This is a genomic window from Micromonospora sp. NPDC020750 (assembly GCF_044334565.1).
Taxonomy (GTDB): Bacteria; Actinomycetota; Actinomycetes; order Mycobacteriales; family Micromonosporaceae; genus Micromonospora.
The window spans coordinates 906453-922907 of the sequence record NZ_JBIRTH010000001.1 but is presented as its reverse complement, the minus strand read 5'-3'; the positions used below and the strand labels follow the sequence as shown (position 1 = coordinate 922907).

The following is a 16455-nucleotide window of genomic DNA, read 5'->3' as shown; positions in this document are numbered from 1 at the left end:
ACCCGCCCCGCAGGCCCTCCGGCCGGGTCACCCGGGCCGGTGACGGCCTAGGCGCTCGGCGGCGGCGGCCGGGTCACTCGCCGACGCGGGCCACCTCACGGGCCGCGTCCGGGCCCTGGTCGAGCAGGACCCGGAAGCCCTCCTCGTCCAACACCGGCACCTTCAGGCTGACCGCCTTGTCGGCCTTGGAGCCGGGGTTGTCCCCGACCACGACGAAGCCGGTCTTCTTGGAGACCGAGCCGGTGACTTTGCCGCCCCGGATCTGGATCGCCTCGGCGGCCTGGTCCCGGGAGAACCCGGCCAGGGTGCCGGTCACCACGACGGTGAGCCCCTCCAGCGGGCGTGGCCCCTCGTCGACGGCCTCCTCGGCCATCCGTACGCCCGCCTCGGCCCACTTGCGGACCACCTCGTGGTGCCAGTCGACGGCGAACCACTCCTTGATGCTGGCCGCGATCGTCGGGCCGACGCCGTCGACCGAGGACAGCTCCTCCTCGCCGGCCGCCTCGATGGCCGCCATCGAGCGGAAGTGCCGGGCGAGGGCCTGTGCTGCCGTCGGGCCCACGTGCCGGATCGAGAGCGCCACCAGCACCCGCCACAGGTCGCGCTCACGGGCCACGGCAAGGTTGTCGAGCAGCTTCACGGCGTTGCTGCCGAGGCTGCCGTCCTTGTTGACGAAGAACGGCGACCGGGCCAGCTTCTCGGCGTCGAGGGAGAACAGGTCACCCTCGTCGGCGATGACCTGCGCGTCCAGCAGCGCCGCCGCGCCCTTGTAGCCGAGCACCTCGATGTCGAACGCGCCCCGGCCGGCCAGGTGGAAGACCCGCTCGCGCAACTGCGCGGGGCAGCCACGGCTGTTCGGGCAGCGGATGTCGACGTCCGCCTCCTTCTCCGGCCGCAGCGGGGTGCCGCAGGCCGGGCAGGTGGTCGGCATGACGAACGGCCGGGCGTCGGCCGGACGCAGGTCGACCACCGGGCCGAGCACCTCGGGGATCACGTCGCCCGCCTTACGGATCACCACCGTGTCGCCGATCAGCACACCCTTGCGCTCCACCTCCTGCGCGTTGTGCAGGGTGGCCAGGGCCACCGTCGAGCCGGCCACCAGGACCGGTGCCAGGACGGCGAACGGGGTGACCCGGCCGGTGCGGCCGACGTTGACGTCGATGTCGAGCAGCTTGGTGTTGACCTCCTCCGGCGGGTACTTGAAGGCGATCGCCCAGCGCGGGGCCCGGCTGGTGGAGCCGAGCCGGCCCTGGATGGAGACCGGGTCCACCTTGACCACCACGCCGTCGATCTCGTGCTCGACGTCGTGCCGGTGCTCGGCGTAGTACGCGATGAACTCCGCGACGCCGGCCAGGTCGGGCACCACCCGCCAGCGGTCGCTGGTCGGCAGCCCCCACGCCCGCAGCGCCGCGTACGACTCGGACTGGGCGGTCGGGGCGAAGCCCCGCCGGGCGCCGACGCCGTGCACCACCAGCCGCAGCGGCCGGGACGCGGTGATCCGCGGGTCCTTCTGGCGCAGGCTGCCGGCGGCGGCGTTGCGCGGGTTGGCGAACGGGGCCTTGCCCTGCTCCACCAGGCTGGCGTTGAGGTCGGCGAAGCCGGCGATCGGGAAGTAGATCTCGCCGCGCACCTCGATGAACTCGGGCACCTCGGGGAACTCGGCCGACGTGGCCAGCCGGGCCGGCACGTCCCGGATGCTGCGGACGTTGGCGGTGACGTCCTCGCCGGTGCGCCCGTCGCCCCGGGTGGCCGCGCGCACCAGCCGACCCTGCTCGTAGGTCAGGTTGATCGCCAGCCCGTCGACCTTGAGCTCGCACAGGTAGGACACCGGGCCGCCGGCGTCCCGCTCGACCCGCTCGGCCCAGGCCGCCAACTCCTCATCGGCGAAGGCGTTGTCCAGGGAGAGCATCCGCTCGGCGTGGGCGACCGGGGTGAAGTCGGTGGAGAAGGTGCCGCCGACCCGCTGGGTCGGGGAGTCCGGGGTGCGCAGGGCCGGGAACTCGGCCTCCAGCGCCTCCAGCTCGCGTAGCTGCCGGTCGAACTCGGCGTCGGTGACGATCGGGGAGTCCAGGACGTAGTAGCGGTACTGGTGATCGGTCAACTCCTGGCTGAGAGTGGCGTGCCGCTCCCGCGCCTCGGGGGTCGGCTCGGCCCCCGCCGCCGCCTCCTGCGCCGGGGTGACCTGCTGCGGGACTGCCCCCTCAGCGCCGTCCGGCGCGGCCGGCCCCGCCGTCGACGCCGGATCGTCCCCCGACGCCCCGCCGCTCTCGGACGCCACGCCGCTCCCCGACGCCCCGCCGCTCTCGGACATCCCGCCGCTCCCCGATACCCCGCCGCTCCCCGACATCCCGCCGCTTCCCGACACCTTGCCGCCACCGGACACGTCGCGCGACCTCCCGTGATCAAGCTACCCCCGCACCGTATCGGTCGGGTGTGACAATCCGCCGGCCGCCCACCGCGCCCAGCGGGCCGTCACCCCGCCGGCGTGCGAGGATCGCCGCACGTCGGCGGGCCCGGGCCGACGCCGGACAGAGGGAGGCGCGGATGACGGACTGGCTGCTCTGGGCACTGGCGATCGTGCTGGCCGTCGCGGCGGGCTGGGCGTGGAGCGAGTGGCGCCGGCGCAACGCCGGGACCGAGCGCACCCGCGCCCGGCGGGACCGGACCCGGCCGCAGCGGGACCGGCCGCGCCCCGGATCCACCGCCACCCGTCCCGGCCGGGGAGCCGGCACGCGGGCCCCGGGCCGACCGGCCGCCCCGCCCCGGCCGCGCGCCGCCGAGCGAACCAACGCCCCCGCCGGTACGCCCCGACCCGGCGAGGTCTGGTGGGCCGAGGTCCCGTACGCCGACGGCACCGGCTCGAAGGTCCGCCCCTGCGTGGTGCTGCGGGCCGACGAGCGGGACGCCGACGTGCTCAAGGTCACCAGCCAGGACAAGTCCGACCGGGACGATCACGTCCGCATGCCCACCCGCGACTGGGACCCCGGCGCCGACCACGACAGCTACCTCGACATCAGCGAACCCATCCGGATCACCACCTCGGCCTTCCGGGACAACGCGGGCAGGTGCGACCCCACCCTCTGGCGCCAGCTCCGCACCCTCCCCCACCTGCCCACCCCCTAACCACCCACCCCACCCGAACCCCAGAGAGTTGATCAAGAGGTTTGCGTCAGCGGCGGGGCTTGGCGTGACGCAAACCTCTTGATCAACGGGCTGGTCGGGAGGGGGTCAGTCGTGGGGGGTGGTGAGGGTGGTTAGTTGGTCGGCGTACTCGATGCGGGTGGACCAGTCGCGCGGCCAGGCGGACAGCCCGTGGGCGGCACCGACGAAGGCGCCGGCCAGGGCCGCGATGGAGTCGGAGTCGCCGGAGGTGGTCGCACCCCGGGCCAGCGCGCCGACCGGGTCGTCGGCGTGCCACAGCGCGCAGAGCAACGCCGTCGCCAGCGCCTCCTCGGCCACCCACCCCTCACCGGTACGCCGGCACGGGTCGCCGCCGTCGTCGGGGCGGGTGAGCGTCGTGGTCAGCCGGCCCAGGGCGGCCAAGCACTCGTCCCAGCCTCGGGCGATGAACTCCTCCGGGGAGTCCACCCCCGGGCGCTGCCACAGGTCGCCGAGCCAGTCCGCCCGGTAGACCCGACGCTGCTCGCGGGCCCGCTCGGCGAGCAGCACCGGCAACTCGGCCAGGGCGACGCCGTCGCGCAGCAGCCGGACCGCGTAGGCGGTCAGCTCACTGGCGGCCAGCCCGGTGGGGTGGCCGTGGGTCAGCCCGGCCTGGAACTGGGCGAGGCCGGCCAGGGTGTCCAGGTCGACGGGGAGCAGCCCGACGGGGGTGACCCGCATGTTGGCGCCGCAGCCCTTCGAGCCGGCGACCGTCGCCTCCTGCCAGCGCACCCCCCGGGACAGTTCGGCGCAGGCCCGCAGACAGGTCATCCCCGGGGCGCGGTTGTTGTCCGGGCTGACCGCCCAGGCCATGAAACGCTCCCGCAGCAGCGGCTCGACCGCCTCCGGGGTGAACGCTGGCGCGTCGTGCAGCGCCCAGCCCACCGCGAGCGCCATCTGGGTGTCGTCGGTGACCAGCGCCGGGTCGCCCTCCAACTCGCGAGGGCCGGACGGGCCGTACCGGCGGTGGATCTCGGCGACGGTCAGGAACTCGGTCGGCCGGCCCAGCGCGTCACCGTAGGCGAGGCCGAAGAGCGAGCCGGAGGCCCGCCGGAGCGAGGTGTCAATCACCCCCGTGATCATGCCCGGCGGCAGCAAACCGCGCCACGGGAGCGCGGGTCAGTCCCAACACAGGCAGAACGGGTGCCCGGCCGGGTCGGCGTAGACCCGGAAACCCTCGCCCTCGCCGGGCAGCCGCCGCGCGCCCAGGGCCAGCGCCGCCTCCTCGGCGGCCTCGATGTCGGAGACGGTGACATCGAGGTGGAACTGCTGGGGCCGCTCCGGGTCCGGCCAGGCCGGCGGGCGCAGGTCGGGCGCCTGCTGGAAGGCGAGCCGAGGATGGCGGCCGACCGGGCCGCCGAGCACCACCCACTCGTCGCCCTCGGAATCCTCCTCCGCCACCGGCAGACCCAGCAGTTCGGCGTAGAAAGCCGCGAGGGCGCGGGGATCAGGGCAGTCGATCACCGTGGAACGCAGTTGTCCAACCATGGGGTCATTCTGCCCACCGGATCCGACAGGAAACCTCAGTCCTCGGCGAGGCGCCGCCCCGCGTCCCGGCACGCCGCGAGCACCGCCCGGACGTACTGCGGGCTGGCCCCGGCGAGGCCGCAGGCCGGGGTGACCACCACCTGCTCGGCGAGGCGACGGCGCGGGAAGCCGAGGCGGTCCCAGAGTTGACGTACCCGGTCGGCGACCTGGGCGGAGGTCGGCGCGCCACCGGCCGGCGGCGGGGTGGCCGGGGCGGCGCCGGCCAGCAGCCCGAGCCCGGCGTCGATCGCCTCGCCGAGCGGGTCCAGGTCCCGTACCAGGCTCAGGTCCAGCGCGACCGCAGCCGCGCCGGCGCTGCGGAACAGCTCCAGCGGGACGTCCGGCGCGCAACAGTGCACCACGACCGGGACCCCGACCGCCTCGATCACCGTGCGCAGCAGGTCCGCCGCGTCGGGCTGCGCCACCGGACGGTACGTGCCGAGGCCGCTCTCCGTGGGCACGTGCCCGGCCAGCACGGTCGGCAGGGACGGCTCGTCGAGCTGGAGCAGCACCGTGGCCCGGGGCAGCCGGCGGGCCACCGCCGCGACGTGCGCGCGCAGCCCTTCGGCGAGCGACCCGGTGAGATCCCGCACCGCGCCCGGGTCGCGCAGCATCCGCCCGCCGATCGGCAGATCGAGCGAGGCGGCCAGGGTGTACGGCCCGGCCGCCTGCACCTTGACCGTCCCCGTGTACTCCTCGGCCTGCTCGGCGAGCTGGTCGAGGTCGCGTTCCATCAGGTCCCGGGCCCGGCGCAGGTCCCGGCCCGGCCGGGGGGCGACCCGCCATCGGCCCGCGTACAGCTCGACCGGCAGCTCGACCAGCAGGCCGCTGGTGCGGCCGATCAGGTCCGCGCCCGGGCCGCGCTCGGGCAGCTCGGGCAGGTGGGGCAGCGCGGGCAGCTCCCCGAGGACGACCCGCTGCGCCTCGGCGACGTCGGTGCCGGGCAGCGATCCGATACCGGTCGCCGCGCCGGCCGGCCAGGGCCACGCAAGATCTGTCACGGGCGAAGGGTATACGGATCAGGCGGTGATGGTGGCGGAGCCGAGCACCACGTCGCCGGCCTGGTCCGGCCGGTACGCCACCACGGCCTGACCCGCGGCGACTCCGCGCACCGGACGGCGCAGCTCGGCGCGCAGCGTGTCCCCGATCAGCTCGACGGTGGCCGGCACCACGTCGCCGTGGGCGCGCAGCTGCACCTCGCACCCGACCGGCCCGGTCGGCCGCCCCCCACCGGTCCACACCGGACGCTCGGCGCGCACCGAGAAGACCTCGAGCGCCTCGGCCGGCCCCACGGTGACGGTGTTGGTCTTCGGTGTGATCGAGAGCACGTAACGCGGTCGTCCGTCCGGGGCGGGCCGGTCCAGGTGCAGGCCGCGCCGCTGCCCCACCGTGTACGCGTACGCGCCGGTGTGGCTGCCGACCACCGCGCCGGTGAGCGCGTCGACCACGTCGCCCGACGCCTCGCCGAGTCGTCCGGCCAGGAAGCCCCTGGTGTCGCCGTCGGCGATGAAGCAGATGTCGTGCGAGTCGGGCTTGTCGGCAACGGCCAGCCCGCGGCGGGCCGCCTCCTCGCGGACCTGCGCCTTCGTCGAGTCGCCGAGCGGGAAGACCGACCGGTCGAGCTGGGCGCGGGTCAGCACCGCCAGCACGTACGACTGGTCCTTGGCGAGGTCGACGCTGCGGCGCAGCAGCCCGTCCGGGCCGAGCCGGGCGTGGTGGCCGGTGACGACGGCGTCGAAGCCCAGGGCCACGGCCCGGTCCAGCACCGCCGCGAACTTGATCTTCTCGTTGCAGCGCAGGCAGGGGTTCGGGGTACGACCGGCCGCGTACTCGGCGACGAAGTCGTCGACCACCTCTTCGTGGAACCGGTCGGCCATGTCCCACACGTAGAACGGGATGCCGATCACGTCGGCGGCCCGCCGGGCGTCCCGGGAGTCCTCCAGCGTGCAGCACCCCCGCGCCCCCGTGCGGTACGTCTGCGGATTACGGGCAAGCGCCAGGTGGACGCCGGTCACGTCGTGCCCGGCCTCCACGGCCCGCGCCGCCGCCACGGCGGAGTCCACCCCGCCCGACATGGCCGCAAGAACCCTCACCCCGTCACGCTCCCTTCCCCACCCGAGCGTACCGGCCCCGCCCTGTCGCCCCGTCGATCATGGAACGGTGCCGGGGGCGGAAGGCGCGCGGCGCCGAACCGGGCCCACGAGTCCATCTGGTCGGCGGGGGTGAGGGCTAGCGGGGGGTGCGGAGGGCGGCGGCGCGGCGGGCGCGGTCGACTGCGGCCGGGAGGGCCGTCACCAGGGCGTCGATCTCCGCCTGGGTGCTGGTGTGGCCGAGGGTGAAACGGAGCGAGGAACGGGCGCGGTCGTCATCGGCGCCCATCGCGATCAGCACGTGCGAGGGCTGGGCCACGCCGGCCGAGCAGGCCGAGCCCGTGGAACAGGCGATGCCCTGGGCGTCGAGCAGCAGGAGCAGAGCGTCGCCCTCGCAACCCGGGAAGGAGAAGTGCGCGTTGCCCGGGAGCCGGTCGGTGGGGTCGCCGTTGAAAACCACCTCGGGGACGGCGTGCCGGACCCGCTCCACCAGGTCGTCGCGGAGGGCGGCCACCCGGGCCGCGTACTCCTGCTGGCCCTTCACGGCCGCCTCCACCGCGACCGCGAAGGAGACGATGCCGGCGGTGTCCAACGTCCCGGAGCGGACGTCGCGCTCCTGCCCGCCGCCGTGCAGCAGCGGGGTGGCCGCGACATCCCGGGCGAGCACCAGCGCGCCGACGCCCGCAGGGCCGCCCAGCTTGTGCCCGGTTACGGTGAGCGCTGAGACGCCGCTGGCGGTGAAGTCGACCGGCACCTGCCCGACGGCCTGGATCGCGTCGGTGTGGAACGGCACGCCGTGCTCGGCGGCGACGGCGGCCAGCGCGGCGACCGGCTGGAGGGTGCCCACCTCGTTGTTGGCCCACATGGCGGTGACCAGGGCCACGTCGTCGCCGTGCGCGGCCAACTCGGCGCGCAGCGTCTCCGGGGCGAGCCGACCGGCGGCGTCCACCGGCAGCCACCCCACCTCGGCCCCCTCGTGGTCGACCAGCCAGTCGACCGCGTCGAGCACGGCGTGGTGCTCGACGGCGCTGGAGATCAGCCGCCGCCGGCCCGGGGACGCGGACCGGCGGGCCCAGAAGATGCCCTTGACCGCGAGGTTGTCGCTCTCCGTGCCGCCGCCGGTGAAGATCACCTCGGACGGGCGGGCGCCCAGCGCGGCGGCCACCCGCTCGCGGGACTCCTCCACCCAGCGCCGGGCACGTCGGCCGGGCGCGTGCAGTGACGACGCGTTGCCGGCCTCGCGGGCGGCGGCCAGGTACGCCTCCAGTGCCTCGTCGAGCATCGGAGTCGTCGCGGCGTGATCCAGGTATGCCATCACCGTTCAGCCTACTGACCGGGGCACCGGTGCCCCGACGCCGGAGGGCGCTCGCGCCCTGCCCCGGGGAGCCCACCGGGGCGCAGAGCAGAGCCACCGACCCGCACGTGGCGAATCTCCAGAGCATTCCGGGGTACTACAAGGACTACCCCATCGACCCAACAACCCCGCCCACCCCGACAGAACCCTGTCGGGAGGCACCTTGACGGGCTGATCGGCGGGCCGGCTCAGCTCCCCGACCCGCCGATCAGCCCCCTCCCCCACCCCACCCCACCCCCTCCCCACCCCACCCGGCCCACCTGGCGGCAAATACACGGAAAGAGTGGCTATCCCGCGCGGGATAGCCACTCTTTCCGTGTATTTGCGAGCCCTCAGGGGGCGGCGGTCACTTGCGCTTGCGGATCTCCTCCGCCGCCTGGGGGACGACCTTGAACAGGTCGCCGACGACGCCGAAGTCGGCCAGCTCGAAGATCGGGGCCTCGCCGTCCTTGTTCACGGCGACGATGGTCTTCGAGGTCTGCATGCCGGCCCGGTGCTGGATCGCCCCGGAGATGCCCAGCGCGACGTAGAGCTGCGGGGAGACGGTCTTGCCGGTCTGGCCCACCTGGAACTGGTGCGGGTAGAAGCCGGAGTCGACGGCCGCGCGGGACGCGCCGACGGCGCCGCCGAGCAGGTCGGCCAGCTCCTCGACCAGCTTGAAGTTGTCGGCGTTGCCGACGCCACGACCGCCGGAGACGACCACGCCGGCCTCGGTCAGCTCGGGGCGCGAGCCCTTCTGCTCGGCGACCCGGTCGACGACCTTGGCCAGCTTGTCGGTGTCGGTGACCGACACGGTGAGCTGCTCGACGGTCGGGGTGGCGGCGGCCGGCACCGGGGGGACCGAGTTCGGCCGGACGGTGACCAGCGGGAGGCCCTTGGTGACCTTGGACTTCACGATGGCCGAGCCGGCGAACGCGACCTGGGTGGCGGTGCCGTCGGCCGCGAGGCCGACCACGTCGGTCAGGATGCCGTTGTCCAGCTTGACGGCCAGCCGGGCGGCGATCTCCTTGCCCTCCTGGGCGGAGGCGAGCAGCACGGCCGCAGGCTGGACCCGCTTGACCAACTCGGCCAGCACGGTGGCCTTGGGGGCCACCAGGTAGCCGTCGATCTCCTCACCCTCTGCGGCGTAGATCTTCTCCGCGCCGTACTCGCCCAGCTTGGCGCTCAGCGCCTCGGCGGCGCCGGGGCCACCGAGCACGACCGCGCTCGGCGTGCCCAACTCGCGGGCGAGGGTGAGCATCTCCAGGGTGACCTTCTTGACGCCGAACTCCCGGGTGGCTTCGACGACGACGAGAACCTCAGACATGTCCAGACCCCTCACACGAACTTCTCGGTGGCGAGGAACTCGACCAGCTGCACGCCGCCGGAGCCCTCGTCGGTAACCTTCGCGCCGCCGGAGCGCGGTGGGCGCTTGGTGTGCCCGAGTACGGTGCTGGTCGCGCCGTCGAAGCCCACCTCGGCCGGGGCGACACCGAGGTCGCCCAGGGAGAGCGTCTGCACCGGCTTCTTCTTGGCGGCCATGATGCCCTTGAAGGACGGGTAGCGCGGCTCGTTGATGGTGTCCCAGACGGAGACGACGGCCGGGGTCGAGGCGGTGACCACCTCGTAGCCCTCCTCGGTCTGCCGCTCGACGGTCAGGGTGGCACCGTCGACGGTGAGCTTGCGCGCACCGGTCAGCGCGGCGACGCCGAGGCGCTCGGCGATCATGTGCGGCAGGACCTGGACCCGGCCGTCGGTCGACTCGGCGCCGCAGATCACCAGGTCGGCGCCCAGCTGACCGAGAGCGGCGGCGAGCACCTTCGAGGTGGCCACGGCGCAGGACCCGTGCAGGGCGTCGTCGACGACGTGCACGGCCTTGTCCGGCCCCATGGAGAGCGCCTTGCGGATCGACTCGGTCGCCCGGTCCGGACCCATGGTCAGGATGGTGACCTCGCCGCCGTGCGCCTCCTTGATCTTCAACGCCTCTTCGATGGCGTACTCGTCCATCTCGTTGATGACGTTGTTCGCCGAACCGCGGTCGACGGTGTTGTCGTCAGTGCGCAGGCTGCGGTCCGCGCCCGAATCGGGCACCTGCTTGACGAGTACGACGATGTTCATCGCGCTTCGACGACCCTCCTGTTGGTGTTGCGATTGCTCGCCCGGTCTCGGGCGCAGCCTCGCGCGTCCGTTGACGCCCGGTCAACAGCGGGCTGCTGTGCAGTTGCCCACGACCCAATGTTACCCACAAGTAGGTTCAGCCTCCGGGGGCCCCGGAGTGACACAACTCACCGCACGCGCCCCGGCCGGGGCGCGTACGGCGGGGGTCAGGCCGGCTCGGCCAGCGCGGCCCTGATCTTGTCGATCGCCGCCTCCTCGGCCGGCACCACCCCCCGGTGCGCCCGGGCCACCCGGTCGGCGGCGGCGAGCACCAGCGACCGGTAGCCGGCCACGTCCTCCGGGGACTTCTCCCGCAGGATCTCCACCGCCCGGCCGAGCGCCGGCAGCACCACCGACTCGATCTCCAGGGCCGAGTCCCGGGGCAGCATCGGCAGCGGCCCGGTGGTGAGGGCCTCCTTCACCGGGCCGCCCGCCTGCGCCAACACCCCGGACGCGGCGAAGCTCTCCCGCAGCAACGCGAGCATGCCCGGATCGGCGTTCGAGACCAGGAAGACCGCGCCGAACGCGCCGGTCTTCAGGGTGAGCCGCTCGTCGTCCGTCAGTCGCTGCCCCATGGTCACGGAGTGTAGATGTAGGGCGTGGTGGTGGTGACCGGGACGAGGCCGAGCCGCTCCAGGATCGGCCGGCTGTCGTCGGAGGCGTCCACCTGGAGCAGGGTGCGGTCGCGCTGGGCGGCCAACCGCGCCCGGTGGCCGACCAACGCCCGGTAGATGCCCCGGCGGCGCCAACCCTCCAGCGTCGAGCCGCCCCACAACGTCGCGAAGCCGGTGCCGGGGACGTAGCGCACCCAGCCGGCGCTGACCACGGTCTCCCCCGCCTCGGCGACCACCACCGTGATCGACTGCGGGTCGGCGGCGATCTCCCGCTCCAGCCCGTCGGCGAGGTGACCCCGGCTGTCGCCCCAGACCTCCTCCTCCATGACCACGATCCGGTCCAGGTCGGCGCGGGCGGTCACCTCGCGCAGGCGTACCCCCTCGGGGACCACCGGGAGGGCTGCGGCCAGCGGCGCGACCGGGCCGATCACGACGGTCTCCCGTTCCTCCGGGACGAACCCGGCGGCCCGCAACCGGTCGGGCAGGTCGGCCGGCTCGTCGTGGCCGTGCAGCTTCCACTCCACCTGCTCGCCCCGGGCCCGGAAGAACTCCACCTGCCGGGCGATCAGCTCGTCCAGCGCCGCCCCGGTCAGACCGCCCAGCTCCCGGTAGCTGAGGAAACCCCCGCGGTCCAGGCCGAGAATGCGGCAGAGCGGCCCGTCCCGCTCCACGGTCACCCCGGCCGGGAGCGGGTCCGGCACCCATGCCTTCAGCTGGTTGTCGTACGCCTCACGCAGCGTCATCGCGTCAAGATCGGTCACCGGTCCAGGTTATGCCCGGGGCAAAGCGGATAATCGGCGTCGTGTGGGAGACGGTGCGGCGGTGGTTCGACCCGCGGGAGCTGCGGTCGGTGGGCAGCACGCCCGACTACCGGTTCTCCCTGGCCAACGAACGGACGTTCCTGGCCTGGCTGCGCACCGGGCTGGCGCTGGTCGCCGGCGGGCTGGCCGCGGCCCAGTTCCTGCCGCCGCTGCCGCTGGCGCACCTGCGCGAGGCGATCGCCGTCGCGCTGCTGCTGCTCGGCGGGACGGTGGCGGTGCGGGCCGTGGACCACTGGGCCCGCACCGAACGGGCCATCCGGCTCGGCGAGGAGCTACCGGCGTCCCGCTTCCCCGCCGTCCTCGCCCTCGCCGTGGGGCTGGGCGCGCTGCTGCTGGTGGTGGCCGTGCTCGTCCGGGCGGTCGGCGGCCGGTGACCGGGGACCCGGGGCTGCAACCCGAACGGACCCGGCTGGCCTGGCGGCGCACCCTGCTCGCGCTCACCGTCGTCACCGTGCTGACCGTCCGGTTGGCCCTCACCGGGGACGCGATCGGGGCGGTGCTGGCCGGCGTGGCGATCGCCGGCTGGGCGGCGGCGCTGCCCCTCTGCTGGGGGCGGGCCGTCGGCTCGGGCCCGATGCGCGGCACATCGCGGACCATGCCCGTGGTCGCCCTGGCCGCCCTCGGGCAGGCCGCAGTGGGTGTGCTGCTGACGGTGCGCGGACTGTGGTGATCGGGCGAAGGTGCGCCATGATGGGGGGATGGCCAGGCTGTACGTCCTACTCTTCCTGATCCAGATCGTCCTCGCGGTCTGCGCGCTGATCAGCTGTCTCTCGGCCGAGGAGGGCCAGGTCCGCGGCCTGCCCCGGATCGCCTGGGTGCTGGTCATCCTGATCTTCCCGCTGGTCGGCTCGATCGCCTGGTTCGTCGCGGGACGGGAGCCCGCCGCGGGCCGGCCCCGGGCGGCCGGGCCGCTCGGCCGCGCTCCGGCCGAGCGCCGCCGGCCCGTCGCCCCGGACGACGACCCGGAGTTCCTCAGCTCCCTCGCCGAGCGCTCCCGCGAGCAGGACCGGGAGCTGTTCCGCCGCTGGGAGGACGACCTGCGCCGGCGCGAGGACGACCTGCGCCGTAAGGAGGGCGACCCGCCCCGGGAGGACGACCGGCCGGGGGCCTGACGCGGCGGCGAGCCCGACCAGGCTGCCCGGTCAGGGTGCCCGTCTGGAGCCGGTCCGCGAGCTGGTACGGGTCACACTCGACGCCTGAGCGCCCGAACCGCCAGAGGCGCGAAGACGGCGGCGAGGGCGACGGCCCAGAGCATCGACTGGACGACCGGGGTGGCCACCGGGCCACCGACCAGCAGTCCACGCAGGGCGTCGGCCAGGATGGTCACCGGGTTGACCTCGACCCAGTGCTGGAGCCAGCTCGGCATCCGGTCGGTCGGGACGAAGACATTGCTGGTGAAGGTGAGCGGGAAGATCACCATGAAGCCGAAGATCTGCACCTTCTCGGGCTCGCTGACCAGCACCCCGACCAGCACCGAGATCCACGCGGCGGCCAGCGAGAAACCGAGCAGCAGGACGAACGCCCCGAGCAGCCCGAGCACCCCGTTGCCCAGCCGGAAGCCGAGGATCGCGCCGACGCCGATCAGCAGCGACACCGACCAGGCCTGCTTCACCGTGTCGGCGAGGATCCGCCCGGCCAACGGCGACCAACGGGCGATCGGCAGGGCGCGCAGCCGGTCGAACACGCCCTTGGTGAGGTCGTTGTTCAGCCCGAACCCGGTGGTCATGGTGGCGAAGAGGGCGTTCTGCACGATGATGCCGGGCAGCGCGAACGTCAGGTACTCCCCCGGCGAGCCGGAGATGGCCGTACCGAAGACGTACGTGAACAGCAGCACGAACATCACCGGCTGGATGCTCAGGTCGAGCAGCTCCATCGGGTTGTGCTTGATCTGCACCAGGCTGCGCCAGGCCAGGGTGAGGGTGTGCCGCAGCCCGGCGGACACGCCGAGCCGTCGGGCCGGGGCCAGTGGGGCGGTGACGGTGGCGGCGGTCATGCCGGCGTCCTTTCCAGGTCGGCCCCGGCCGGGGCGTCGGACTCAGCACGGTGGCCGGTGAGGGAGAGGAAGACCTCGTCGAGGCTGGAGCCGCGCAGGGCCAGCTCGGCCACCGGAACCTCGGCGGCGTCGAGGCGGCGGACCACGGCCGACAGCACCGCCGGGTCGGTCACCGGGACCGTGACGGTGGTGTGGGCGACCTCCGGGGGGACGGCGGCCACCTCGCCGGCGATGGACACCACGGTCGCCAGGTCGGCCGGATCCGCCGGGCGGACCGTGAGCACCTGGCCGCCGGTCTTGGCCTTCAGCTCCTCCGGCGTGCCCTGGGCGATCACCCGGCCATGGTCGACGACGGCGATCTCGCCGGCGAGCTGGTCGGCCTCCTCCAGGTACTGCGTGGTCAGCAGCACGGTCACCCCGTCGGTGACCAGTTCGCGGACCGTGTCCCACAGCTCGTTGCGGCTGCGCGGGTCCAGCCCGGTGGTCGGCTCGTCGAGGAAGAGCACCTGCGGCCGGCCGACGAGGCTGGCGGCCAGGTCCAGGCGGCGGCGCATCCCGCCGGAGTAGGTCTTCGCCGCCCGGTCGGCGGCGTCCGTCAGCTGGAACCGGGCGAGCAGCTCACGCGCCCGGGCCCGGCCGTCGGCCCGGCTCAGCCCGAGCAGCCGCCCGATCAGCAGCAGGTTCTCGGTGCCGGTGAGGGCCTCGTCGACCGAGGCGTACTGGCCGGTGAGGCCGATGAGCTGACGGACCCGGTGGGCGTCGCGGCGGATGTCGTACCCGCCGACGGTGGCGTGGCCCTCGTCGGCGGCGAGCAGGGTGGCGAGCACCCGCACGATGGTGGTCTTGCCGGCCCCGTTGGGCCCGAGCAGCCCGAACACGGTCCCGGTGGGGACCGCGAGATCGACTCCGGCGAGGGCCGTGGTGGCGCCGAAGCGCCGCACCAGACCCTCCGCCCGGATCGCGTACGTCATGGAAAGCTCCCGTCGTCTCGCTTGTCACGCCACCATGGCCGACGGCATTGACAAACTGCCGAGGCGCGGCTGACGTTACGGCGACGGGCGCTGACAATTCGGTGATTTCGCCCTCGGCGGATCACGCCGGGGGGGTTGACGGCAGCCTCAGGCCAGGTTCGAGGAGCGGGGGTACGCGTCGGCCGGGTCGGTCAGGACGTTGACCAGGTACGGCACGCCGGAGGCGAAGGCGCGGTCCAGCGCCGGGGCAAGGTCGGCGGCCTTCTCCACCATCTCCCCCGCTCCGCCGAGGGCCTCGACGACGTGGTCGTAGCGAAGTCCAGGCTGGAGGTCGGCGGCCACGTCGTAGCCGTACATGGCCCGCATCGGGTGCTTCTCCAGGCCCCAGATGCCGTTGTTGCCGACCACGATCACCACGGGGAGCTGCTGGCGGACCAGGGACTCCACGTCCATCAGCGAGAATCCGGCCGCGCCGTCGCCCATCAGCACGCAGACCTGCCGGTCCGGGTGGCTGACCCGGGCCCCCATGGCGTAGCCCATGCCGGTGCCGAGGCAGCCGTACGGGCCGGGGTCGAGCCAGGTGCCGGGCTGGGCGGGCTCCAGGTACTTTCCGGCGTACGAGACGAAGTCGCCCCCGTCGCCGATGGTGATGGCGTCCGGGGCGAGGACCCGGCGCAGCTCGCCGTAGACCCGGGCCGGGCGGATCGGGTCGGTCTCGGCGGCCATCTCCTCGGCGTCGCGGGCCTTCGCGGCGTCCTCGGCGACGCGCAGCTCGGCGATCCAGTCGGCGTGGTCGGCCCGGTCGCCGGGGTGGTCGGCGAACGCGGTGAGGACCAGCCGCAGGTCGCCGGCGGGCGAGGCGGCCGGCTGGACGTGGGTGGCGCGCTGGCTGGGGGCGTCCACCACGTGCACGACCTTGGCGTCGCCGAAGTCGCCGAAGGCGAGCCGGAAGTCCAGCGGGGTGCCGACCACGACCACCACGTCGGCGCCGCGCAGGGCGACCCGGCGGGCCTTCGCGAAGGCGAGCGGGTGGGTCGGCGGCAGCGTGCCCCGGCCCATGCCGTTGGTGAAGACGGGCACCTGCAACGCCTCGGCGGCGGCCCGCAGTGCGTCGACGGCGTCCCCGGCGTACACGTCGGAGCCGGCGATGATCACCGGGCGGCTGGCGGCGGCGATCAGTGCGGCGGCCCGCGCCACCTCCGCCGGGTCGGCCTCGACCGGGGCGGGCGGGGCCACCTCGGGCAGCTCGGCGTCGCCGACGGAGAAGACCGCCTCCAGGGGGAGGTCCAGGAAGACCGGGCCCCGGTGCGGGGTGAGCGCGGTGGTCAGCGCGGCGCTGACCGCGCGGGGGATGTCGTCGGCGCTGAACACCGTCCCGGCGTGCTTGGTGACCGGGGCGACCAGTGGCAGGTGGTCCATCTCCTGGAGGCTGCCGGAGCCCCAGCGGAACTGCGGGGCCCGACCCCCGAGCACCAGCACCGGCGACGCGTTGAAGAACGCGCTGGTCAGCCCGGAGATGCCGTTGGTGACGCCGGGGCCGGCGGTGAGCACGGCGAGGCCGGGGCGGCGGTTGAGCTTGGCCACCGCCTCGGCCGCGAAGACCGCCGACTGCTCGTGCCGGACGTCGTAGAGCGGGAATCCGGCCTTGTGGGCCGCGTCGTAGAGCGGGAAGACGTGCCCGCCGGAGAGGGTGAACATCTCCCGTACGCCGTGCGCGCGCAGCGCCGCGAGCGCCAGTTCCCCGCCGTGACCCTCGACCCGCTCCGTCATCGCCGTTCCCCTCGTCCGTG

The 16455-nt window shown here is 74.1% G+C and carries 17 protein-coding genes; 4 read left to right on the top strand and 13 right to left on the bottom strand.

The features are described from left to right. Nucleotides 1-73: 73 nt before the first annotated feature. Nucleotides 74-2311 (bottom strand): NAD-dependent DNA ligase LigA, encoded by a 2238-nt coding sequence (gene ligA, locus ACH4T9_RS04260; RefSeq protein ID WP_396669726.1) that lies wholly within the window; start codon nucleotides 2309-2311, stop codon nucleotides 74-76. A gap of 233 nt (nucleotides 2312-2544) precedes the next feature. On the opposite strand from ligA, the gene ACH4T9_RS04255 reads away from it, so the two are divergent. After that, nucleotides 2545-3123 carry a type II toxin-antitoxin system PemK/MazF family toxin gene (locus tag ACH4T9_RS04255; protein ID WP_396669725.1) on the top strand — a complete coding sequence of 193 codons (579 nt, stop codon included), beginning with the start codon at nucleotides 2545-2547 and terminating at the stop codon, nucleotides 3121-3123. A 105-nt stretch (nucleotides 3124-3228) separates the two neighbouring features. Here the strand turns inward: ACH4T9_RS04255 and ACH4T9_RS04250 are convergent, their stop codons facing one another. From ACH4T9_RS04250 to ACH4T9_RS04210, 9 genes are all read right to left on the bottom strand, one after another. Next, entirely contained in the window at nucleotides 3229-4242 is a 1014-nt protein-coding gene (locus ACH4T9_RS04250) for an ADP-ribosylglycohydrolase family protein (RefSeq protein WP_396669724.1), read from the bottom strand. Between the two features lie 36 nt (nucleotides 4243-4278). After that, on the bottom strand, nucleotides 4279-4647 hold the full coding sequence (locus ACH4T9_RS04245; protein ID WP_350885951.1) for a VOC family protein: 369 nt from the start codon (nucleotides 4645-4647) through the stop codon (nucleotides 4279-4281). Nucleotides 4648-4682: 35 nt separating this feature from the next. Beyond that, nucleotides 4683-5687 carry a methionine synthase gene (locus ACH4T9_RS04240; RefSeq protein ID WP_396669723.1) on the bottom strand — a complete coding sequence of 335 codons (1005 nt, stop codon included), beginning with the start codon at nucleotides 5685-5687 and terminating at the stop codon, nucleotides 4683-4685. Between the two features lie 18 nt (nucleotides 5688-5705). Continuing rightward, nucleotides 5706-6779, bottom strand: a complete 1074-nt coding sequence (mnmA, locus tag ACH4T9_RS04235; RefSeq protein ID WP_396669722.1) for a tRNA 2-thiouridine(34) synthase MnmA — start codon at nucleotides 6777-6779, stop codon at nucleotides 5706-5708. 136 nt (nucleotides 6780-6915) lie between these two features. Then, the gene (locus tag ACH4T9_RS04230; RefSeq protein WP_396669721.1) at nucleotides 6916-8091 is read right to left on the bottom strand and encodes a cysteine desulfurase family protein; all 1176 of its coding nucleotides are present in this window, start codon (nucleotides 8089-8091) and stop codon (nucleotides 6916-6918) included. Between the two features lie 385 nt (nucleotides 8092-8476). Beyond that, nucleotides 8477-9436, bottom strand: a complete 960-nt coding sequence (locus ACH4T9_RS04225) for an electron transfer flavoprotein subunit alpha/FixB family protein (RefSeq protein ID WP_396669720.1) — start codon at nucleotides 9434-9436, stop codon at nucleotides 8477-8479. A gap of 11 nt (nucleotides 9437-9447) precedes the next feature. Continuing rightward, complete coding sequence (locus ACH4T9_RS04220) at nucleotides 9448-10227, bottom strand: electron transfer flavoprotein subunit beta/FixA family protein (protein WP_396669719.1); 780 nt, start codon at nucleotides 10225-10227, stop codon at nucleotides 9448-9450. A 206-nt stretch (nucleotides 10228-10433) separates the two neighbouring features. Next, nucleotides 10434-10847: a hypothetical protein gene (locus ACH4T9_RS04215; protein ID WP_396669718.1), complete on the bottom strand. Its 414-nt coding sequence runs from the start codon at nucleotides 10845-10847 to the stop codon at nucleotides 10434-10436. Next, complete coding sequence (locus ACH4T9_RS04210; protein WP_396669717.1) at nucleotides 10844-11641, bottom strand: GNAT family N-acetyltransferase; 798 nt, start codon at nucleotides 11639-11641, stop codon at nucleotides 10844-10846. Before ACH4T9_RS04210 ends, ACH4T9_RS04215 begins: the two co-directional genes overlap by 4 nt. A gap of 11 nt (nucleotides 11642-11652) precedes the next feature. On the opposite strand from ACH4T9_RS04210, the gene ACH4T9_RS04205 reads away from it, so the two are divergent. Genes ACH4T9_RS04205 through ACH4T9_RS04195 form a run of 3 tightly spaced genes read left to right on the top strand, consistent with a single transcriptional unit; the run spans nucleotide 11653 to nucleotide 12813 of the window. Continuing rightward, nucleotides 11653-12075: a YidH family protein gene (locus tag ACH4T9_RS04205; RefSeq protein ID WP_396669716.1), complete on the top strand. Its 423-nt coding sequence runs from the start codon at nucleotides 11653-11655 to the stop codon at nucleotides 12073-12075. Beyond that, the gene (locus tag ACH4T9_RS04200; RefSeq protein WP_396669715.1) at nucleotides 12072-12371 is read left to right on the top strand and encodes a DUF202 domain-containing protein; all 300 of its coding nucleotides are present in this window, start codon (nucleotides 12072-12074) and stop codon (nucleotides 12369-12371) included. The genes ACH4T9_RS04205 and ACH4T9_RS04200 overlap by 4 nt, the downstream gene beginning before the upstream one ends. Nucleotides 12372-12399: 28 nt before the next feature. Next, nucleotides 12400-12813, top strand: a complete 414-nt coding sequence (locus ACH4T9_RS04195; RefSeq protein WP_396669714.1) for a PLD nuclease N-terminal domain-containing protein — start codon at nucleotides 12400-12402, stop codon at nucleotides 12811-12813. Nucleotides 12814-12884: 71 nt separating this feature from the next. On the opposite strand, the gene ACH4T9_RS04190 is transcribed toward ACH4T9_RS04195, so the two are convergent. From ACH4T9_RS04190 to ACH4T9_RS04180, 3 genes are all read right to left on the bottom strand, one after another. Continuing rightward, the gene (locus ACH4T9_RS04190; RefSeq protein WP_396669713.1) at nucleotides 12885-13694 is read right to left on the bottom strand and encodes an ABC transporter permease; all 810 of its coding nucleotides are present in this window, start codon (nucleotides 13692-13694) and stop codon (nucleotides 12885-12887) included. Further along, on the bottom strand, nucleotides 13691-14665 hold the full coding sequence (locus tag ACH4T9_RS04185) for an ATP-binding cassette domain-containing protein (protein WP_396669712.1): 975 nt from the start codon (nucleotides 14663-14665) through the stop codon (nucleotides 13691-13693). The genes ACH4T9_RS04190 and ACH4T9_RS04185 overlap by 4 nt, the downstream gene beginning before the upstream one ends. 147 nt (nucleotides 14666-14812) lie before the next feature. Further along, a complete protein-coding gene (locus ACH4T9_RS04180; protein ID WP_396669711.1) occupies nucleotides 14813-16435 on the bottom strand; it encodes an acetolactate synthase in 1623 nt (540 codons plus the stop codon). Nucleotides 16436-16455 lie beyond the last annotated feature (20 nt).

Bases quoted from the DNA above. Each gene is read 5' to 3' on its own strand.
- ligA (WP_396669726.1), bottom strand. From the start codon at position 2,311: ATGTCCGAGAGCGGCGGGGCGTCGGGGAGCGGCGTGGCGTCCGAGAGC.
- ACH4T9_RS04255 (WP_396669725.1), top strand. From the start codon at position 2,545: ATGACGGACTGGCTGCTCTGGGCACTGGCGATCGTGCTGGCCGTCGCG.
- ACH4T9_RS04250 (WP_396669724.1), bottom strand. From the start codon at position 4,242: ATGATCACGGGGGTGATTGACACCTCGCTCCGGCGGGCCTCCGGCTCG.
- ACH4T9_RS04245 (WP_350885951.1), bottom strand. From the start codon at position 4,647: ATGGTTGGACAACTGCGTTCCACGGTGATCGACTGCCCTGATCCCCGC.
- ACH4T9_RS04230 (WP_396669721.1), bottom strand. From the start codon at position 8,091: ATGGCATACCTGGATCACGCCGCGACGACTCCGATGCTCGACGAGGCA.
- ACH4T9_RS04225 (WP_396669720.1), bottom strand. From the start codon at position 9,436: ATGTCTGAGGTTCTCGTCGTCGTCGAAGCCACCCGGGAGTTCGGCGTC.
- ACH4T9_RS04220 (WP_396669719.1), bottom strand. From the start codon at position 10,227: ATGAACATCGTCGTACTCGTCAAGCAGGTGCCCGATTCGGGCGCGGAC.
- ACH4T9_RS04205 (WP_396669716.1), top strand. From the start codon at position 11,653: ATGCCCGGGGCAAAGCGGATAATCGGCGTCGTGTGGGAGACGGTGCGG.
- ACH4T9_RS04195 (WP_396669714.1), top strand. From the start codon at position 12,400: ATGGCCAGGCTGTACGTCCTACTCTTCCTGATCCAGATCGTCCTCGCG.
- ACH4T9_RS04190 (WP_396669713.1), bottom strand. From the start codon at position 13,694: ATGACCGCCGCCACCGTCACCGCCCCACTGGCCCCGGCCCGACGGCTC.
- ACH4T9_RS04185 (WP_396669712.1), bottom strand. From the start codon at position 14,665: ATGACGTACGCGATCCGGGCGGAGGGTCTGGTGCGGCGCTTCGGCGCC.
- ACH4T9_RS04180 (WP_396669711.1), bottom strand. From the start codon at position 16,435: ATGACGGAGCGGGTCGAGGGTCACGGCGGGGAACTGGCGCTCGCGGCG.